This is a genomic window from Streptomyces sp. NPDC107538 (genome assembly GCF_055657445.1).
Map to the genome: position 1 here is coordinate 588,639 of NZ_JBVKAY010000004.1, position 17,885 is coordinate 606,523.

Genomic DNA, 17,885 nt, shown 5'->3' on the forward strand with positions numbered 1-17,885 from the left:
AGGCATCGACGTGAGCCTGGCGTGTTTCCTTCGGTGGGCAGGCGCTTGAGCGACGAAAAAGGTGCCTGGCGCATCCCTGCGCCAGGCACCTTCACGCAAAGTGCGTGGAGAGGACGGGAGTTATGCCGTCTTCTGCTCCCCCGGCCCCCGCCCCCGTGCGTCGCGCGGGATCAGGGTCGGGTTGACGTTTGAGCGGACTACGTCGGCGTTGATGACTACTCGGGCCACGTCCTTGCGGGACGGGACCTCGTACATGACCGACATGAGGACTTCCTCCATGATGGCGCGGAGGCCGCGGGCGCCGGTCTGGCGGAGGATGGCCTGGTCGGCGATGGCTTCCAACGCCTCGCGCTCGAAGTCCAGCTCCACGCCGTCGAGTTCGAAGAGGCGCTGGTACTGCTTCACCAGCGCGTTGCGGGGCTCGATGAGGATCTGGAGGAGGGCCTCGCGGTCCAGGTTGTGGACGGAGGTGATGACGGGGAGGCGGCCGATGAACTCGGGGATCATGCCGAACTTGACGAGGTCCTCCGGCATGACGTCCTCGAACTGGTCCTTCGACTCGAGTTCACGCTTCGAGCGGATCGTCGCGCCGAAGCCGATGCCCTTGGCGCCGGCCCGGGACTCGATGATCTTCTCCAGACCGGAGAAGGCACCGCCGACGATGAACAGGACGTTCGTCGTGTCGATCTGGATGAATTCCTGGTGCGGGTGCTTGCGGCCGCCCTGCGGCGGGACCGAGGCCGTCGTGCCTTCCAGGATCTTCAACAGGGCCTGCTGGACGCCTTCACCCGATACGTCGCGGGTGATGGACGGGTTTTCGCTCTTTCGGGCCACCTTGTCGATCTCGTCGATGTAGATGATGCCCGTCTCGGCCTTCTTGACGTCGTAGTCGGCCGCCTGGATGAGCTTGAGGAGGATGTTCTCGACGTCCTCGCCGACGTAGCCCGCCTCCGTCAGCGCCGTCGCGTCGGCGATCGCGAACGGGACGTTCAGCATGCGCGCGAGGGTCTGGGCGAGGAGGGTCTTGCCGGAGCCCGTGGGGCCCAGCAGCAGGATGTTGGACTTCGCCAACTCGATGGCGTCCTCGCGGCTTTGACCGCCGCCGTTCTCGCCGGCCTGGACCCGCTTGTAGTGGTTGTAGACGGCGACGGAGAGCGCCTTCTTGGCCGCCTCCTGGCCGACTACGTACCCCTCCAGGAACTCGTAGATCTCGCGGGGCTTCGGGAGTTCCTCCCAGCGGACCTCGCTGGTCTCCGCGAGCTCCTCCTCGATGATCTCGTTGCAGAGGTCGATGCACTCGTCGCAGATGTACACACCGGGCCCTGCGATGAGCTTCTTGACCTGCTTCTGGCTCTTGCCGCAGAACGAGCACTTGAGCAGATCGCCGCCGTCACCGATGCGTGCCACGGTGTGCTTCCCCTTCGCCTGGGAGACGCCTGGACGATTGGAATCCAGCGGCTCCTGGTGCTGCCTTATGTCGACGGTACCTTGCCGGGCCCCCCGTTCGGGCCCCCCTTGGCACGGTTCGCTTTGACGTGCACCTTGTCGTGCACTGGGTCAAACGGTGCCAACCATGCCAAGGGGCGGCAGATAATACAGCTTCTCCCGCGTCAGCGGACGTTGCTGTTGTTCATCTTTCGCGTGGAGATGATCTGGTCGACCAGGCCGTACGAGAGCGCGTCCTCGGCCGTGAGGATCTTGTCGCGCTCGATGTCCTCGCGGATCTTCTCGATCGGCGTGGTCGAGTGCTTGGCCAGCATCTCCTCCAGCTGCGAACGCATCCGGAGGATCTCGTTGGCGGCGATCTCCAGGTCGGAGACCTGGCCGCGGCCCGTCTCGCTGTACGGCTGGTGGATCAGGACGCGGGCGTTCGGCAGCGCCATGCGCTTGCCCGGCGTACCGGCGGCCAGCAGGATCGCGGCGGCGGAGGCCGCCTGCCCCATGCAGACCGTCTGGATGTCGGGCTTCACGAACTGCATCGTGTCGTAGATCGCGGTCAGCGCCGTGAAGGAGCCGCCGGGGCTGTTGATGTAGACCGAGATGTCCCGGTCGGGGTCCATCGACTCCAGGCACAGCAGCTGCGCCATGACGTCGTTGGCGGAGGCGTCGTCGATCTGCACCCCGAGGAAGATCACCCGCTCCTCGAAGAGCTTCGCGTACGGGTCGTACTCACGGATGCCCTGCGAGGTGCGCTCGACGAAGCGCGGGATGACGTAGCGGGACTCGGCCGTGGGGCCCGAGTACTGGGAGCGTGCGCCTTCGTAGAGGCCGCTGCCGGGGAAGTCGTTCACTGTGGTCTCCTGGAGGCCTGAGAGGGGCTGAGGCGGTCGACTGAGGGCTTTACGGGGGTGTGGGTGACGGCGGGTGCCGTCACTACTGCCCGGCCCCTGTGCCGCCGCCGCCCGGCATACCGGCGGCCGTGGGGATCACGTCGTCGATGAGGCCGTACTCCTTGGCCTCGAAGGCGTCGAACCAGCGGTCGCGGTCCGAGTCGCGGGTCACCTGCTCGACCGTCTGCCCGGTGTGCTGGGAGGTCAGCTCGGCCATCCGCTTCTTGGTGTGCAGCAGCCGCTCGGCGTGGATCTTGATGTCCGAGGCCGAACCGGCCAGGCCGGCCGAGGGCTGGTGGATCAGGATCTCGGCGTTCGGCAGGGCGAAGCGCTTGCCGGGGGTGCCCGCGCTCAGCAGGAACTGGCCCATCGAGGCCGCGAGGCCCATGGCGATGGTCACCACGTCGTTCTTGATGAACTGCATCGTGTCGTAGATCGCCATGCCGGCCGTGATCGAGCCGCCGGGGCTGTTGATGTAGAGGTAGATGTCCTTGTCGGGGTCTGCGGCAAGGAGCAGCAGCTGTGCGGTGATCTTGTTGGCAATGTCGTCGTCGACCGGCTGGCCGAGGAAGATGATCCGCTCGTTGAGCAGCCGGTTGTAGACCTGGTCGCCGAGGCCACCACCGATGGAAGGCTCGCCGGCGGCGGAGGGCATCAGATTCGTCACGTATCCACCTGCTCGTCTTACGACGGCGCCGGGCCGTCTTCACGTTTCCCTGCCGGGGGCCGAGCCGTGTCGCCGATGGCTCCGCCCTCGTATTCATGGACCCTAACGCGGTGGCTGCGCCGGTGAATCCCGCAGAGGGAACTGTTCGCTGTCAGCGCATGTGCTCCGCTGGTCGAGCGGGTGCCTTGTGACCCCCGGTCCGGAAAGGGGCGCGGGGAACTGCGCGGCCCGCCACGAACAGGCCGCGGACGTGTCTGCCACGTCAGGTGTATCGGCGGGTGCGGCTCGTACGGGGCCGGTCGCGCAGTTCCCCGCGCCCCTGGGTAAGCCGACGGGCCCCCGGGTCACAAGTGATCCGGGGGCCCGTCTCAAGCCTGCTGTTCGGGGAGTGATCAGGCCTCGGGGGCCTTCTCCTCCGCCTCAACCGCAGCGGAGGCCTCTTCGGCGGAGCCCTCGGCGGCCGGGGTCTCCTCGGCGGAGCCCTCGGTCTCCTCCTCGTCGTCGTCCAGGTCGACGATCTCGCCGTTGGTGTCCTTCACCGTGGAGGACTCGACGACGAGGGCCAGGGCCTTGCCGCGGGCGACCTCGCCGACGAGGAGCTGGACCTGGTTGTTCTGGACGACGGCCTGGGCGAACTGGTCCGGGGACATGCCGGAGGAGGCCGCGCGGCGCATGAGGTGCTCGGTGAGCTCCTCCTGGTTGACGTTCAGCTTCTCCTTGGAGACCAGCTCGTCGAGGACGAACTGGGTCTTGATGCCCTTGACGGCCGCTTCCTTGGTCTCGGCGTCGAACTCCTCGGCCGTCTTGCCCTGGATCTCGAGGTACTTCTCGAGGTCGAGGCCCATCTGGCCGAGCTGGTGGTGCTCCAGGTTGTGCTTGCGGGTGTTGATCTCGTCCTCGAGCAGCTTCTCGGGGACGGGCACCTCGACGAGCTCCAGCAGCTTCTCCAGGACGCGCTCCTGGGCCTGCGTGGCCTGGTCGTACTGCTTCATGTTCTCCAGGCGCTTGCGGCTGTCGGCGCGCAGCTCCTCGAGGGTGTCGAACTCCGAGGCGAGCTGGGCGAACTCGTCATCCAGGGACGGGAGTTCACGGGCGGCGACCTGGGTGACCTTGACGGTGACCTCGGCCTCCTTGCCGGCCGCGGAGCCACCCTTCAGCTCGGAGGCGAAGGTGGCCTCGCCACCGGCCTCCAGGCCCTTCACGGCGTCGTCGATGCCGTCCAGCAGCTCGCCGGAGCCGATCGTGTAGGAGACGCCGTCGGCGACGCCGTCCTCCAGGACCTCGCCGTCGACCTTGGCCTCCAGGTCGAGCGTCACGACGTCGCCGTCCTCGGCGGCCCGCTCGACCGGGGAGGTGGAGGCGAAGCGCTCGCGCAGCTGCTCGACCGCCTTCTCGATGTCCTCCTCGGTGACCTCGACGGCGTCGACCTCGACCTCGATGCCGGAGTAGTCCGGGATCTCGATGGTCGGGCGGACGTCGACCTCGGCGGTGAAGTTCAGCGTCTCGCCGTCCTTCAGCTCCGTGATGTCGACCTCGGGCTGGCCCAGGACGTTGAGCTCGGCCTCGTTGACCGCGTCGGTGTAGAACTTCGGAAGCGCGTCGTTGACCGCCTCCTCCAGGACCGCACCGCGGCCGAACCGCTGGTCGATGACGCGGGCCGGGATCTTGCCCTTGCGGAAGCCCTTCACCGTGACCTGCTGGTTGATCTTCTTGTACGCCGCGTCGAGGCTGTCCTTGAGCTCCTCGAAGGGCACCTCGATGCTGAGCCGAACCCGGGTCGGGTTCAGGGTCTCCACGGCGCTCTTCACGGTTCGGTCTCCTTGGGGGCTGACTTCTTGGGGTTCTGCCTGTCCCCCGCCGGGTGGGCGGGGCTTCGGCAAGATTCGCGGCCCTTGAGAGACATGAGAGTGCAGACACACGGGCGCGCAGCTTGCATAGTAACCGCAGGCGGTACACGCCCCAAAAGGCGATCTCGCCGATGGCGGGCGCGCCCTCCCGCACGGCGGTCGGACGGTGGTCGGGGTGGCGGGATTTGAACCCACGGCCTTCCGCTCCCAAAGCGGACGCGCTACCAAGCTGCGCCACACCCCGTCTGGTGCGACACGTAGGGTACATGCCCGCAGGCCATGCGGTTGCCGCATTTGCCGAGTGCGCGGGCGCGCGCGACGGCGGGCGCCGGAGCGGCCGGGGGGCGCGACCGGAAGGGGTGTGCGGCGGGGGTGTCCGACCCGCTACGATGCCTTCAGTGCCGCGGTCCTCCGACCTGCGGCGCGAGCTGTGCGGGCGTAGCTCAATGGTAGAGCCCTAGTCTTCCAAACTAGCTACGCGGGTTCGATTCCCGTCGCCCGCTCCACGTGGCCTCCGGCCCGGTTTCGAGGGACTCCTCGGACCGGGCCGGAGGTTTTTTGTCGCCTCACGACGAGTGTTCGCACGCATCCGGACGGTCACTGGAAGCGGTCACTAGAACTGGATCGAGTTGATCGTGTCCGCTATCGAGTTCAGGAAGCGTTGGATGTCGTCGGCCATGCCCGTCGAGGCGAGGAAGAAGCCGAAGAGGATGGCGACGACAGCCGGTCCGGCCTTGATCGTCCCTCCTCGCATCAGGACTACCAGGATGATCCCCAGCAAGAGCACCACTGACAGCGAAATGGCCACACAGATCACACCCTCGGTCGGTCCGCACTCCCGGCCCGGGGCGCCGACCCCACGCGCACCCCGCCATGACCATCGTGCCACCAACCAGGCCGTCATATGCAGCCGGTGAGACAACGTCGGCCACGCCACCGCACGCGCGCCACCCGCACCCCCGGTCAACAAGACGGCGTCGGGAGTGAATTCGGGGTGATCGTTTCCATGCACACACAACCCGGCCGCAGGTAATTCGAATTGTTGCCACAGACACATCAAGGGGCAGGGCCAGGACGGTAATTAACCGGACATTCCACCGGAGTCGCCTGCGCATGTTATGCACCATTTAGTCGGGATGAATACGGACAGAACGATGCATGCCATGTGCCGTGCGGTGTACGGACGGTGATGCTCCGCCCAAGGAGGACTTCACCGAATCCCGGGTACCCGGGGGTGACACGTACCCCTCAATACAGGATTCACGTCGATGGTTTTACGGAATCGCACAGACAACGCTAGGGTGCCTCAGATGTTCACCGCTGCCTCGTCCCCCACTTGCGCAGCGAGTGCCGACGGAGTGCCGAGTCCGCGCTCGCTGAAGTCCTCTCCCCCCGACCCGACGCCAAGTGGCGCCTCCCCGGAGGCCAGACCGGCCAAACAACGTGACGCGTTCTTCGACAACGCCAAGTACCTCGCCATCGTGCTCGTCGCGATGGGGCACGCGTGGGAGCCGCTGACCGACCACAGCCGTGCCGCCGAGGCGCTGTACATGTTCGTGTACACGTTCCACATGCCGGCGTTCATCATCATCTCCGGCTATTTCTCGCGCAGTTTCGACATGCGCCCCGACCGGCTCCGCCGGCTGATCACCGGCATCGCCGTTCCCTACGTCCTCTTCGAGATCGCGTACTCCTTCTTCAAGCGGTACGGCAACGACGATCCCTCGCATCCGATCAGCCTGCTCGACCCCTGGTACCTGACCTGGTTCCTGATCGCGCTGTTCGTGTGGCGGCTGACGACTCCGCTGTGGAAGGTGGTGCGCTGGCCGATCCCGGTGGCGCTCGCCATCGCGGCGCTCGCCTCCGTCTCGCCCGACATCGGCGACGACCTGGACCTGCAACGCGTGCTGCAGTTCCTGCCGTTCTTCGTCGTCGGTCTCTTCATGAAGCCCGCGCACTTCCAGTTCATGCGGCGCCGTGAGGTGCGGATCCTGTCCGCGCCGGTCGCGGCGGGCGCGCTGGGGCTGGCGTACTGGCTGGGGCCGGACATGAACTCGGCGTGGTTCTACCACCGGGACAGCGCGCAGGAGCTGGGTGCGCCGTGGTGGGCCGGGATCGTCATGACCTTCGCCCTGTTCGGCTGCTCCATGGTGCTCACCACGTGCTTCTTCTCCTGGGTGCCCCGGCGGAAGATGTGGTTCACCGTGCTGGGCGCGGGCACGCTGTACGGCTATCTGCTGCACGGGTTCCTCGCGAAGGGCTCGCGGTTCTGGGACTGGTACGACATCAACGCGTGGGTGTACCAGCCGGTCGGTGAGCTGTTCGTCACGTTCTTCGCGGCGGCTGTGATCACGCTGTTGTGCACGCCGCCGGTGCAGCGGATGTTCCGGTTCGCGATGGAGCCGAAGATGGAGTGGGCGTTCAAGCGGGACGCGGCCGAGTTGGCTCGTGAGCGCGGGAAGGTCGGCGCCAAGGCTTAGCGGTGGGCGGTTCGTCCGCCCGGTTCTATGGGTTCGGGGCCTCCTCGGCCGTCGGTTCGTCCGGCAGGCCGAGGAGGTTTCGCATGTGGGCGTACTTGTGGGTGAGGCGGGTGCGGGTGGGGGTGTCCAGGGCGGCGAGGCGGGTGGGGTTCGCGTTGTGGGCGAGGTCGGACTGTTTGACGAGGAGGGCGCCGGGGGTGGTGAGGATGCGGGTGGCGTAGGTCTCCGGGGGTTCGCCCGGGTGTTTGGTGAGGGCTCGGACGATGGCCTTGGTGCGGGGGGTCAGGGGGGCGTCGGTGAGCCACGCGTCGGTGAGGGCGTTGTCCTCTATGGCGTCGTGCAGCCAGGCTGCGGCGATCTGGTCCTCGTCGCCGCCTCTTGCTCTGACGCCGTGCGCCACTGCCTGGAGGTGTTCGGTGTAGGGGCGGCCGGCCTTGTCGGTCTGGGTGGCGTGGGCGGATCTTGCGAGGGTCTCCACTTCGGGGAGGGAGAGGGGGGTTGGGGGCATGGGGGTGGCTCCTGTGTGTGGGTGGTTGGGGTTTTTGTTGTCGCCCCCGCCGCCCCTACCCGTCCCATCCTCAAGGGGCTGTGCCCCTTTGACCCCCTTGGGCGCCTTATGGGGAGGGGGGCATGGGTCTGTTGGCGGGTGCGGGTTTGTTGTGGTTGCTCGCGCCGTTCCTCGCGCCCCTGGAGGGCGCTTAGCGCCCTTCAGTGCTCTCACCTTGTGGCTGTGGGGCCTTCTCGGCAGATGAGGAGGAGGGCTCGGTCGTCGTTGACGTCTTTGGCTACGGCTTCGATGAGGTGCCAGGCGGCGCCGTGGAAGCCGCCGGCGACGTAGCGGTCGGCCTCGCCGGTGAGGCGGTCGATGCCCTCGACGATGTCGCGGTCGGAGGTCTCGACGAGGCCGTCGGTGAAGAGCATCAGGACGTCGCCGGGGCGCAGGGAGCCCTTGACGGGGTCGAACTGGGCGCCGTCGTAGACGCCGAGGAGGGGGCCCTCGGCGGCCTTCTCCTCCCAGCGGCCGGTGCCGGCGCTGAGCTGGAGGCCCGGCGGGTGGCCGGCGGAGAAGAGTTCGTAGTCGCCGGAGTCGAGGTCGAGGACGAGGTGGATGGAGGTCGCGAAGCCTTCGTCCCAGTCCTGGCGGAGGAGATAGCCGTTGGCGGCCGGGAGGAAGGCGTGGGGTGGGAGCGAGCCCAGGAGGCCGCCGAAAGCACCGGAGAGGAGCAGGGCGCGGGAGCCGGCGTCCATGCCCTTGCCGGAGACGTCGGTGAGGACGACTTCGAGGGTGCGACCGCCGTTCGTACGGGCGGCCACGACGAAGTCGCCCGAGAAGGACTGGCCGCCCGCCGGGCGCAGGGCCATCTCGCGATGCCAGCCGGCCGGCAGCTGCGGCAACTTGCTCTGCACCCGGATGCGTTCACGCAGGTCGAAGAGCATGGTGCCGCCGCGCCGCCAGGGGACGCCGACGCGGCTGCGGAACTGGGCGATGAGCAGGCCGAAGAAACCGCAGGCGGCGACCACGAGCACTATGCCGGGGGTGACTCTGGCCGGGCCCTCGGTGTAGGGGCCGAGCTTCACGGACTCGATGATCAGCGCGGTCGCGGCGGCGGCGTACAGACCGAGGAGGCTGGCGGGGCGGAGCAGCAGGCCGCCCGCGACGATGGGGAGGACGAGGACGGCGGGTGAGAACCACACCTCGTCGATCAGGGTGAGGCAGGCGATCAGCGGGATCATCAGCAGCAGGCCGGCGAGGGCGATCCAGTCGGAGCCGTCCCCGCGGAAGTAGTCGACGGCGGATTTACGCACGCCGGTGCGGGCCCGGTGAACCAGCTTCTTCATCCGGGCCGTGAGCGTATCGGCCGCCGCGCGCCGCTCTCGTCCTGCTGCCATTGTTCGGGACCTTATCCATCGGACCAGCCCCTGTGCACAGGAGGTCCTACTTGTCCCCCTTCCGAGGGCCGGTTCACGACGAATCTCACACAGATCTCACACCGGAACGCGTTCCTCTGCCCCCGTGCGCCCTCCGTGCGGCACCTGCGAAGGATCCCACGTCGAACGGCGACGCGCGGGACAAATTCGCTCGCTCGTACCGGATCGCCCTGCTAGGCATGGCGTATGACGACTGAGCTGCGGGCGCTGCGCAAGGAAGACTGGACCGTCTGGTACGACAACCTCCTCCGCGCCTTCGGTGGAGCCGAGGAACCGGACGACGAACGGGAGTTGTGGCAGGCGCTGACCCCGTACGACCGCTCGATCGGGGCGTGGGACGGCGATCAATGTGTGGGGTCGGCCGGGGCGTTCGACTTCCGGCTGACGGTGCCCGGCGGTGCCGCCGTGTCGGCGGCGGGCGTCACGATGGTCGGGGTCGCGGCCACGCACCGGCGGCGCGGGGTGCTGACGTCCATGATGCGGCGGCAGTTGGACGACATCCGTTCCTGGGGCGAGTCGGTGGCCGTGCTGACCGCGTCCGAGCCGGTGATCTACGGCCGGTTCGGGTACGGCCTGGCGACACAGCGCCTCACCACCGACATCGACACCACCCGCGTACGGCTGTCCGTACCGCCCGGCACCGATGACGTACGGCTGCGGTACGCCGACCCCGCCGAGGTGCTCGACGCGTGCGAGGCGGTGTACGCGCGCCGGGTGCCGGGGCGGCCGGGGATGCTGGAGCGGCGGCCCGGCTGGGAGCGGTTGGGTCTGCTCGACACGGAACAGCAGCGGAACGGGGCGTCGCCCCTGCAGTGCGTGGTGGCCGAGCGGCCCGGCGAGGGGGACGGGGCCGGGGTGGTCGGGTATGTGCGGTTCCGGGTCAAGTCGGACTGGGGGCCGAGCGGGGCGGAGGGGGTCGTCCAGGTGGCCGCGCTGGAGGGCCTGGATCCCGCCGCGCGGGCCGCGTTGTGGCGGTTCCTCTTCGATGTCGACCTGACGCGGTGCGTCGTCGCGCCCCGGCTGCCGGTCGACGATCCGGTGCTGCATCTGGTGTCGGACACACGCCGGTGCGGGCTGCAGTTGAAGGACGACCTGTATCTGCGGCTCGTGGAGGTCGGGGCCGCGCTCCGGGCGCGGACCTATCAGGCGCCGCTGGACGTGGTGTTCGAGGTCGAGGACGCCTTCTGCCCCTGGAACGAGGGGCGTTGGCGGCTCACCGGTGACCCGAAGGGCGCGACCTGCGAGCGGACCGCCGACGCCGCCGATCTCTCGCTCTCCGTACGGGAGTTGGGGTCGGCGTATCTGGGCGGGGTGAGCCTGGCCTCGCTGGCCGCGGCCGGGCGGGTGCGGGAGTTGCGGGTGGGCGCGCTGGCGGAGGCGTCCGTGGGGTTCCTGTCCGGCGTCGCGCCCTGGCTGCCGCACGGGTTCTAGGGGCGGGGCCGGTTCACTTCTGCTGGCAGGTGGGGCACCAGAAGAGGTTGCGGGCGGCGAGGTCGGCGGTGCGGATCTCGCCGCCGCAGAGGTGACAGGGCAGGGCGGCCCTGCGGTACACGTACACCTCGCCGCCGTGGTCGTCGACGCGCGGCGGGCGGCCCATGGCCTCCGGGAGGTGTTCCGGGCGGACGGTGTCGATGCGGTTGTGGCGGACGCCCTCGCGCATCAGGGCGACGAGGTCGGCCCAGATCGCGTCCCACTCCGCCGCGGTGATGTCCCTGCCCGCGCGGTACGGGTCGATGCCGTGCCGGAAGAGGACCTCCGCGCGGTAGACGTTGCCGACGCCCGCGATCACCTTCTGGTCCAGGAGGAGCGCGGCGATCGTCGTACGGCTGCGGGTCACGCGCGCGTAGGCGCGGGCCGGGTCGGCGTCGGGGCGGAGCGGGTCCGGGCCGAGGCGGGCGTGCACGGCCTGTTTCTCGGCGTCGGTGATCAGGGCGCAGGTCGTGGGGCCCCGGAGGTCCATGTACGACGTGTCGTTGCGCAGCCGGAGGCGGACGGTGTCCGTGGGCGGGGGTGCGGGGGCCGCACCGAAGGTGACCTTGCCGAAGAGGCCGAGGTGGATGTGGACCCGTTCTTCGGCGTCCGGGTCGCCGAAGTGCAGGAACAGGTGTTTGCCGTGGGCCTCGGCGGTGTGGAGGGGGGTGCCGGTGAGGAGGGCGGCGGCGTCGGTGAACTTGCCCTGGGGGCTGGTGACGTGGGTGTTCCGGCCGGCGAAGTGTGCGCGGCAGTCTGCGGCGAGGCGGTGGATGGTGTGCCCCTCCGGCACGGTGTCCTCCGGGGGTTCGGCAGGGTGGGTGGGGGGTGGTTGGGGGTGCGTTTTCGGGTGCGGGTGCGTGGGGGTTGCTCGCGCAGTTCCCCGCGCCCCTTAAAAGCCAGGGGGCGCCCCTGATCGTTCAGGGGCGCGGGGAACTGCGCGAGCAACCACATACGACCCGCGGCCGCCCTCCGAGTCCAGTCACCCGAGCTCGTGGGCGGCCCTAAAGCTACGGCTGGGGGTGGTGCGCCGGGATCTCCGGAAGGTCGCCGGTGGTTTCGTAGGACGCCAGCATGTCGATGCGGCGGATGTGGCGGGCGTCGCCGGAGAACGGGGTGTTGAGGAAGGTCTCGACGAACTTGGTCGCGTCCTCCTCGGAGTGCATCCGCGCGCCGACGGCGACGACGTTCGCGTCGTTGTGCTCGCGGCCCAGCGCGGCCGTCTCGGCGCTCCACGCGAGCGCGGCGCGGACGCCGGCGACCTTGTTCGCGGCGATCTGCTCGCCGTTGCCGGAGCCGCCGATGACGATACCGAGGGACCCGGGGGCCGCGGCCGTACGCTCCGCCGCGCGGAGGCAGAACGGCGGGTAGTCGTCCTGGGCGTCGTAGATGTGGGGCCCGCAGTCGACGGGCTCGTGGCCGGCGGCCTTCAGCCACTCCACGAGGTGGTTCTTGAGTTCGTATCCGGCGTGATCCGAGCCGAGGTAGACGCGCATGGTCCGAGTGTGACACGCGTGTTTCGGTGGGGCACGACGGGGTGTGGACGCGGAGAAACGTGAGGTTCACCACCGAACCTCAAGTAAACCTCAAGTAACGATCCGGATTCAAAGGTTCAGGAATCCTTTCACCTCCGATTCACTGGACCGATCTTTACAGCGGCCCAGCCCGACCCCGGCTGTCGAGTCTCGTTTCCCGCTCTTACGAGAGTCGATCGGCCGGTCGCTGGGCAGACGCACCGAAGTCCCCACAACGGCGCAAAGGAAACCTCCCCCCATGACCTCCCAGCCGACACTGCCGCCCCAGGCAGACACTCAAGGCTCCTCCTCTCCCCCCTCCCCCGGTCTGCACGCCGGTCTCAAGAACCGTCATCTGTCGATGATCGCGATCGGCGGTGTGATCGGGGCCGGTCTGTTCGTCGGGTCGAGCTCCGGCATCGCCACCGCCGGCCCCGGCATCCTGCTGTCGTACGCGCTCGTCGGCACGATGGTGGTGCTGGTGATGCGGATGCTCGGTGAGATGTCCGCCGCCAACCCGACCTCGGGTTCGTTCTCCGCCCACGCCGACCGCGCGCTCGGGCGCTGGGCCGGGTTCTCCATCGGCTGGCTGTACTGGTTCTTCTGGGTCGTCGTACTCGCGGTCGAGGCCACCGCGGGTGCGGTGATCCTGGAGGGCTGGATCCCGGCCGTACCGCAGTGGGGCTGGGCGCTGATCGTGATGGTCGTGCTGACCGCCACGAACCTGGTGTCGGTCGGTTCCTACGGTGAGTTCGAGTTCTGGTTCGCCGGGATCAAGGTCGTCGCGATCGCCGCGTTCATCGTCGTGGGTGGGCTCGCGGTGTTCGGGGTGCTGCCGGGGGCCGAGACCGAGAAGGCCGGGCTGTCCAATCTGACCGACCACGGCGGGTTCCTGCCCAACGGGGCCGGGGCGATCCTCATCGGTGTGCTGCTGGTCGTCTTCTCCTTCATGGGCAGCGAGATCGCCACGCTGGCCGCCGGCGAGACGGAGAACCCGCAGCAGGCCGTCACCAAGTCCACCAACAGCATCATCTGGCGGATCGGTGTCTTCTACCTCGGCTCGATCTTCGTCGTGGTCACGCTGCTGCCGTGGAACGACCCGTCGATCAAGGAGAAGGGCTCCTACGTGGCCGCCCTGGACTCCCTCGGGATCGCGCACGCCGGGCAGATCATGAACTTCATCGTGCTGACCTCGGTGCTGTCCTGTCTCAACTCCGGGCTGTACACCGCGTCGCGGATGGCGTTCTCGTTGGGGACGCGCGGGGACGCGCCGCGTGCGTTCGGCCGTACGAACGGGCGGGGTGTGCCGATGGCGGCCATCCTGTCCTCGGTGGTCTTCGGCTTCGTCGCGGTCGCCTTCAACTACTTCTTCCCCGAGAGTGTCTTCCTCTTCCTGGTCAACTCCTCCGGTGCGGTCGCGCTGTTCGTGTGGCTCGTCATCTGCTTCTCGCAGCTGCGCATGCGGCGGATCATCGAGCGGGAGACGCCGGAGAAGCTCGTCGTGAAGATGTGGCTCTACCCGTATCTGACGTGGGCCACCATCGGGTTGATCCTCTTCGTCCTCGGTTACATGCTGACCGACACCGAGCACGGCAACCGCGAGATCCTGCTGCTGTCGCTGCTGGTCGCGGCGGTGGTCGTCGGTATCGCGCTGGTGAAGGAGCGGATCCGTGGCGGCGGGAAGACCGCCGCGGCCGAGGTGTCCGACACGGTGGACCCACTCACAAAGGGGTGAAGGTCTTCTCGACCTTCTCGTAGACCGGGAGGGCGCGGTCCTCGATGTCGGGGTGGTACCAGGTGGTGAGCTGGTAGGACTTGCCACCGGTGTCGAAGCCCAGGGAGCGGACGCGCCAGGGCAGTTCCTGGGCCGTGACGGTGTACTCCCACACGACCGCCGGCCGGCCCCGGAACTCCGTCTCCTCCAGGCGGATCCGGCTGTATCCCGGCCCCTCCGCGGTGCTCTTCTCCTTCTTCCGCCACTGCTCCAGCAGGTCGCCGCGCGCGAGGGAGGCCTTGCCGACGATCTCCTGGCGCGCGTCGGGCGAGGTGTAGTGCACCTCGGCGCCGGCGTGCACCTCGCGCGAGAAGCCGGCCGGCGGGACCCAGGCGAACACCCCGGCCTCCGTGCGGGCGCCGGGGGGCAGTTCGGGAGGGCGGGAGGTGCCGGCGACGGTGGGGGCCGGGCTCGGGGAGGCGGAGGGGGTCGCGGAGGATGCCTTGTCGTCCTTGGCGTCCTCGTCGCCGGGTGAGCCGTCCATCGCCGGTACGACCACGGCGGCGACGGCGGCGGTCACGGCCACGGCGGCGGCCGCGGCGAGGCCGACACTGCGGCTGGGGCGGGCGCGCCGCAACCGGCCGGCCGGTTCGGGTGGGCCCGGGAGGTCGCCCGGTGGCCCCGGGGCGGGGGCGGTGCTGGGGGTCCCGGGTGCGGGGCTCAGGTGGGTGGTGGCCCGGTCGGGGGGCGAGGGTTGGTGTTGCCCGGGGGCCAGGGTCTGTTGCCGGTCGGGCTTCGGCTGCGGCTCGGGGTCCGGTCGGTTCCGTACCGTCGGGGTCCGTCGTACGGGGCTTGCGCCGGGGGTGGGGGTGGGAGTGCCGCCGGGCTCCGGGGCCAGGGGGTTCGGTGGGGTGCTTTCGTGCGCGGCCTCAGCCGTGCCGGGTTCCTCGGCGGCCCCCGCCCCCGAGGGCTGCCGTTCCGCCGTGCCGGTGGGGGTGGTGGTGGCCGGGGGCGCGGGTGTGGGCGGCGGTGGGCCCGAGGCGAGGGTGCGGAGTGCGTCGGTGAGTGCGGGCAGTCCGGGGCGGGACTCGGGCTGCTTCTCGAGGAGGGCGGCCAGAAGATCGCGCAGGGCGCCCGCGGCGGCGGGGAGTTCGGGCTCCTCGTAGAGGACCGCGTGGAGCGTGGCGAGGGTGGTGGCGCGGGAGAACGGGGAACGGCCGCCGAGGGCGGCGCAGAGTGTGGCACCGAGGGACCACAGGTCGGAGGGCGGGCCCTGGGGGCGGCCGGAGACGCGCTCGGGGGCCATGTAGTCGGGGGAACCGACGAGCATGCCGGCCATGGTGAGGGCCTCGGCGTTCTGGATGGCGGCGATGCCGAAGTCGGTGAGGACGGCCCGGTGGCCGCCCGTGCGCCGGATGAGGACGTTGGCCGGTTTGATGTCGCGGTGCAGCACGCCCTGCGCGTGCACCTGGCCCAGCGCGTCGACGAGTTCGAGGCCGATACGGGCCGTGGCGCGTACGTCGAGCGGGCCGTCCTCCGCCAGCAGGCGTTCCAGGGAGCGGCCGTCGACCAGTTCCATGACGATCCAGAGCCGTTCGCCGGCGTCGACCACGTCGTGGACGCGGACGACGTTGGGGTGGTCGATGCGGGCCGTGGCCCTGGCCTCCCGCAGGGTCCGCTCGCGTCGGGTGCGGCTGTCCTCCGGGTCGAGACCGTCGATCCGCATTTCCTTGACGGCGACCTGCCGGTCGAGCATGCCGTCGGTGGCCCGCCAGACCCGGCCCATTCCGCCCTGGCCGATGCTTTCGACCAATCGATAACGGCCGCTCACGATAAAACCCGGAACACCGCCCCGCGTTATTTCCGGCACCCCCATGCCCCCCTTCGACAACCCTTTCGCAACCTTTACGCAGCCGACCGCATGCGCCACAGAAGCATCAATCGGTCGCGCATCGGTCACACTTCGTGCCGCACCAGCATAGTGCGGAGAAATCTTGTGGTACCTCTTCATAGGCCGTGAATTCAGGCACGGCCAGGGGGACACAAGGGGGATGGAACATGAGTTCTCATCGTAGGGCTGTCATCGCCGGATCGTTGCTCACCGCGTCGTTCACGTCGGTGATGATCCTCGGCTTCACGGCCTCGGCGGACGACGAGAAAGGATTGAGCAAGCACGGCGGAAAGACCGTGGACGCGGCACCGGCGGACGTGCAGCTCTCGACGCTGCTGTCCGAGAAGATCGAGGTCGACAACAAGTCCGGGGAAACGGATGTCACCGGCGTCGTGAAGAACGAGGGCAGCAAGGCGAGTGGGGAAATCCGATTGCTCGTGGTCGGTTTCGACGGCATGACGGTCAAGAATGTCAAGGGTTGTTCGGCAATTCCGGAGGGGGATCTTCCCGACGGTGCGAACAGTGGTTTCGCGTGCGCGATCGACGATCTGGCGGCCGGAAAGTCGAAGACCTTTGCGATCGACGCCACGTTCGATCTGAGCAAGCAGGGCAAGATCTGTCTGCCCGTGCAGAACGCCGACGGTTCGAAGACGTACTGGCAGCAGGGGCCGGTGCCGTTCGGTACGACCAACCAGGCACCCAACGAGCCCGCCACGCCGCTGCTCCTCGGCACCGACAACAGTCCGGTCACCCCGGGCGGCGGTGACGGCGACGGCAACGGGGGTGGGAAGGACGGCGCTCCGGACGAGTTGCCGCAGACCGGGCCCGCCGACCGCGTGCTGCCGCTCGGCGCGGCCGGTGCCGCGCTCGTCTCGGCGGGGGCGGCGGGCCTGTGGTGGGACCGGCGACGGGCCCGGCAGGAGTCCTGACGGGAGTCCTGACGCACCGAGCGGGCGCCGCTGCTTGCGCGGCGCCCGCTCGGTGGGGCTCGACGAGGGGCTCGGCGGGGTCTCAGGACCGCCTGAGGCCCGGCGTCACTTCTTCAGCAGCTTCCAGGCCGTCGGCAGCAGGCCCATGGCCAGGGCGACCTTGAGGGCGTCGCCGATCAGGAAGGGGGTGAGGCCGGCGGCCACGGCGGCGGTGAGGCTGATGTGGGCGGTGGCGGCGAGGTAGGGGACGCCGACGGCGTAGATGATCGCCTCGCCGACGAGCATCGTGCCCGCCATGCGCAGCGTGGAGCGGTCGCCGCCGCGGCGGGCCAGGGCGCCCACGGCGGCGACGGCCAGGATCATGCCGAGGATGTAGCCGAAGGAGACGCCGACACCGGAGGTGCCGTTCGCGAACCACGGCAGACCGGCGAGACCGGCCACCGCGTACAGACCGAGCGCGGCGACACCGCGGCCCGCGCCGAGGGTGGTGCCGACGAGCAGCGCGGCGAAGGTCTGGCCGGTGACCGGGACCGGGGAGCCCGGCACGGGCACGGCGATCTGGGCGGCGAGCCCGGTGAGCGCGGCACCGCCGACCACGAGCGCGAGGTCGCGGACCCGGGTGCCGGAGACGGGGAGGATGTCGGCGAGGACCTCGCCGGGGCGGGCTGTGGTGGCGGCGGTGCTCATGGGCGGGCTCACTCCGGCGGGTGACGAGGGCGGGGACACGGTGACGCTATCCCGGGGCCCGCGCACCGGACACCGTCAGCGGTCGACAAAGAGGGGAACGGCGGCTTGGTGGGCTTCGCACAAAGGATGCGGGTTACACCTGGTACGGCGTGATGCCGGTCACTGAGGTGGCGTGGCTGCGGTCCTGACGGGGCGTCGGAGCGGATCTGTAGGGTTTCACCAATCGTGTCGTGGGCGTGGACAGCCGCTGTCTCGCCCTCCGGTCGCCGTCTGGGCAGCGGTGGGCCGGTTTGCTAGCTTCGAGCGCATGGTTGCTCAGGCCCGGTACTTCTCGTCGCGTCGCTACGTCGACCTGCGACGCGTGGGCGCGGCCACCTGTCGCCGACCCGGGTGAGGCGGCTCCGGCACGCCTCGCCTTCCGAGACGG

At 69.1% G+C, this 17,885-nt stretch carries 15 protein-coding genes and 2 tRNA genes; 5 read left to right on the forward strand and 12 right to left on the reverse strand.

Annotation, left to right across the window (positions count from 1 at the left end; translation table 11 throughout):
- Positions 1-120: 120 nt before the first annotated feature.
- From clpX to ACZ7MG_RS17075, 5 genes are all read right to left on the reverse strand, one after another.
- Complete coding sequence (gene clpX, locus ACZ7MG_RS17055; protein WP_086762710.1) at positions 121-1,407, reverse strand: ATP-dependent Clp protease ATP-binding subunit ClpX; 1,287 nt, start codon at positions 1,405-1,407, stop codon at positions 121-123.
- Positions 1,408-1,610: 203 nt separating this feature from the next.
- On the reverse strand, positions 1,611-2,291 hold the full coding sequence (locus ACZ7MG_RS17060) for an ATP-dependent Clp protease proteolytic subunit (protein WP_471379914.1): 681 nt from the start codon (positions 2,289-2,291) through the stop codon (positions 1,611-1,613).
- Positions 2,292-2,373: 82 nt separating this feature from the next.
- On the reverse strand, positions 2,374-2,985 hold the full coding sequence (locus tag ACZ7MG_RS17065) for an ATP-dependent Clp protease proteolytic subunit (protein ID WP_037729632.1): 612 nt from the start codon (positions 2,983-2,985) through the stop codon (positions 2,374-2,376).
- 404 nt (positions 2,986-3,389) lie between these two features.
- Complete coding sequence (gene tig / locus ACZ7MG_RS17070) at positions 3,390-4,805, reverse strand: trigger factor (RefSeq protein ID WP_471379913.1); 1,416 nt, start codon at positions 4,803-4,805, stop codon at positions 3,390-3,392.
- Positions 4,806-5,011: 206 nt separating this feature from the next.
- A tRNA-Pro gene (locus ACZ7MG_RS17075) sits at positions 5,012-5,088 on the reverse strand.
- 188 nt (positions 5,089-5,276) lie between these two features.
- Here ACZ7MG_RS17075 and ACZ7MG_RS17080 point away from each other — a divergent pair.
- Positions 5,277-5,350 (forward strand) — tRNA-Gly (locus tag ACZ7MG_RS17080).
- A 107-nt stretch (positions 5,351-5,457) separates the two neighbouring features.
- Here the strand turns inward: ACZ7MG_RS17080 and ACZ7MG_RS17085 are convergent.
- Positions 5,458-5,652, reverse strand: coding sequence for a hypothetical protein (locus ACZ7MG_RS17085; RefSeq protein WP_033526477.1), 195 nt, complete (start codon positions 5,650-5,652; stop codon positions 5,458-5,460).
- 502 nt (positions 5,653-6,154) lie between these two features.
- Between ACZ7MG_RS17085 and ACZ7MG_RS17090 the strand changes: the two genes are divergently transcribed.
- Positions 6,155-7,324: an acyltransferase family protein gene (locus ACZ7MG_RS17090; RefSeq protein WP_471379912.1), complete on the forward strand. Its 1,170-nt coding sequence runs from the start codon at positions 6,155-6,157 to the stop codon at positions 7,322-7,324.
- Positions 7,325-7,349: 25 nt separating this feature from the next.
- Here the strand turns inward: ACZ7MG_RS17090 and ACZ7MG_RS17095 are convergent, their stop codons facing one another.
- Both ACZ7MG_RS17095 and ACZ7MG_RS17100 read right to left on the reverse strand, forming a co-directional pair.
- Positions 7,350-7,832 carry an HD domain-containing protein gene (locus ACZ7MG_RS17095; RefSeq protein ID WP_471379911.1) on the reverse strand — a complete coding sequence of 161 codons (483 nt, stop codon included), beginning with the start codon at positions 7,830-7,832 and terminating at the stop codon, positions 7,350-7,352.
- Positions 7,833-8,041: 209 nt separating this feature from the next.
- On the reverse strand, positions 8,042-9,214 hold the full coding sequence (locus ACZ7MG_RS17100; RefSeq protein ID WP_471379909.1) for a SpoIIE family protein phosphatase: 1,173 nt from the start codon (positions 9,212-9,214) through the stop codon (positions 8,042-8,044).
- A gap of 225 nt (positions 9,215-9,439) precedes the next feature.
- Between ACZ7MG_RS17100 and ACZ7MG_RS17105 the strand changes: the two genes are divergently transcribed.
- Positions 9,440-10,684, forward strand: a complete 1,245-nt coding sequence (locus ACZ7MG_RS17105) for a GNAT family N-acetyltransferase (protein ID WP_471379907.1) — start codon at positions 9,440-9,442, stop codon at positions 10,682-10,684.
- Between the two features lie 13 nt (positions 10,685-10,697).
- Here the strand turns inward: ACZ7MG_RS17105 and ACZ7MG_RS17110 are convergent, their stop codons facing one another.
- Positions 10,698-11,516: an Fpg/Nei family DNA glycosylase gene (locus ACZ7MG_RS17110; protein ID WP_471379905.1), complete on the reverse strand. Its 819-nt coding sequence runs from the start codon at positions 11,514-11,516 to the stop codon at positions 10,698-10,700.
- 217 nt (positions 11,517-11,733) lie between these two features.
- Complete coding sequence (locus ACZ7MG_RS17115) at positions 11,734-12,219, reverse strand: ribose-5-phosphate isomerase (protein WP_471379904.1); 486 nt, start codon at positions 12,217-12,219, stop codon at positions 11,734-11,736.
- 277 nt (positions 12,220-12,496) lie between these two features.
- On the opposite strand from ACZ7MG_RS17115, the gene ACZ7MG_RS17120 reads away from it, so the two are divergent.
- Positions 12,497-13,972, forward strand: a complete 1,476-nt coding sequence (locus ACZ7MG_RS17120) for an amino acid permease (RefSeq protein ID WP_471379903.1) — start codon at positions 12,497-12,499, stop codon at positions 13,970-13,972.
- On the opposite strand, the gene ACZ7MG_RS17125 is transcribed toward ACZ7MG_RS17120, so the two are convergent.
- Positions 13,959-15,737 carry a protein kinase domain-containing protein gene (locus ACZ7MG_RS17125; RefSeq protein WP_471380537.1) on the reverse strand — a complete coding sequence of 593 codons (1,779 nt, stop codon included), beginning with the start codon at positions 15,735-15,737 and terminating at the stop codon, positions 13,959-13,961. The two genes, ACZ7MG_RS17120 and ACZ7MG_RS17125, sit on opposite strands and share 14 nt — an antisense overlap.
- 272 nt (positions 15,738-16,009) lie before the next feature.
- On the opposite strand from ACZ7MG_RS17125, the gene ACZ7MG_RS17130 reads away from it, so the two are divergent.
- Complete coding sequence (locus ACZ7MG_RS17130) at positions 16,010-16,771, forward strand: LPXTG cell wall anchor domain-containing protein (RefSeq protein ID WP_471379902.1); 762 nt, start codon at positions 16,010-16,012, stop codon at positions 16,769-16,771.
- 105 nt (positions 16,772-16,876) lie between these two features.
- On the opposite strand, the gene ACZ7MG_RS17135 is transcribed toward ACZ7MG_RS17130, so the two are convergent.
- The gene (locus ACZ7MG_RS17135) at positions 16,877-17,458 is read right to left on the reverse strand and encodes a biotin transporter BioY (protein WP_471379900.1); all 582 of its coding nucleotides are present in this window, start codon (positions 17,456-17,458) and stop codon (positions 16,877-16,879) included.
- Positions 17,459-17,885: the final 427 nt, after the last annotated feature.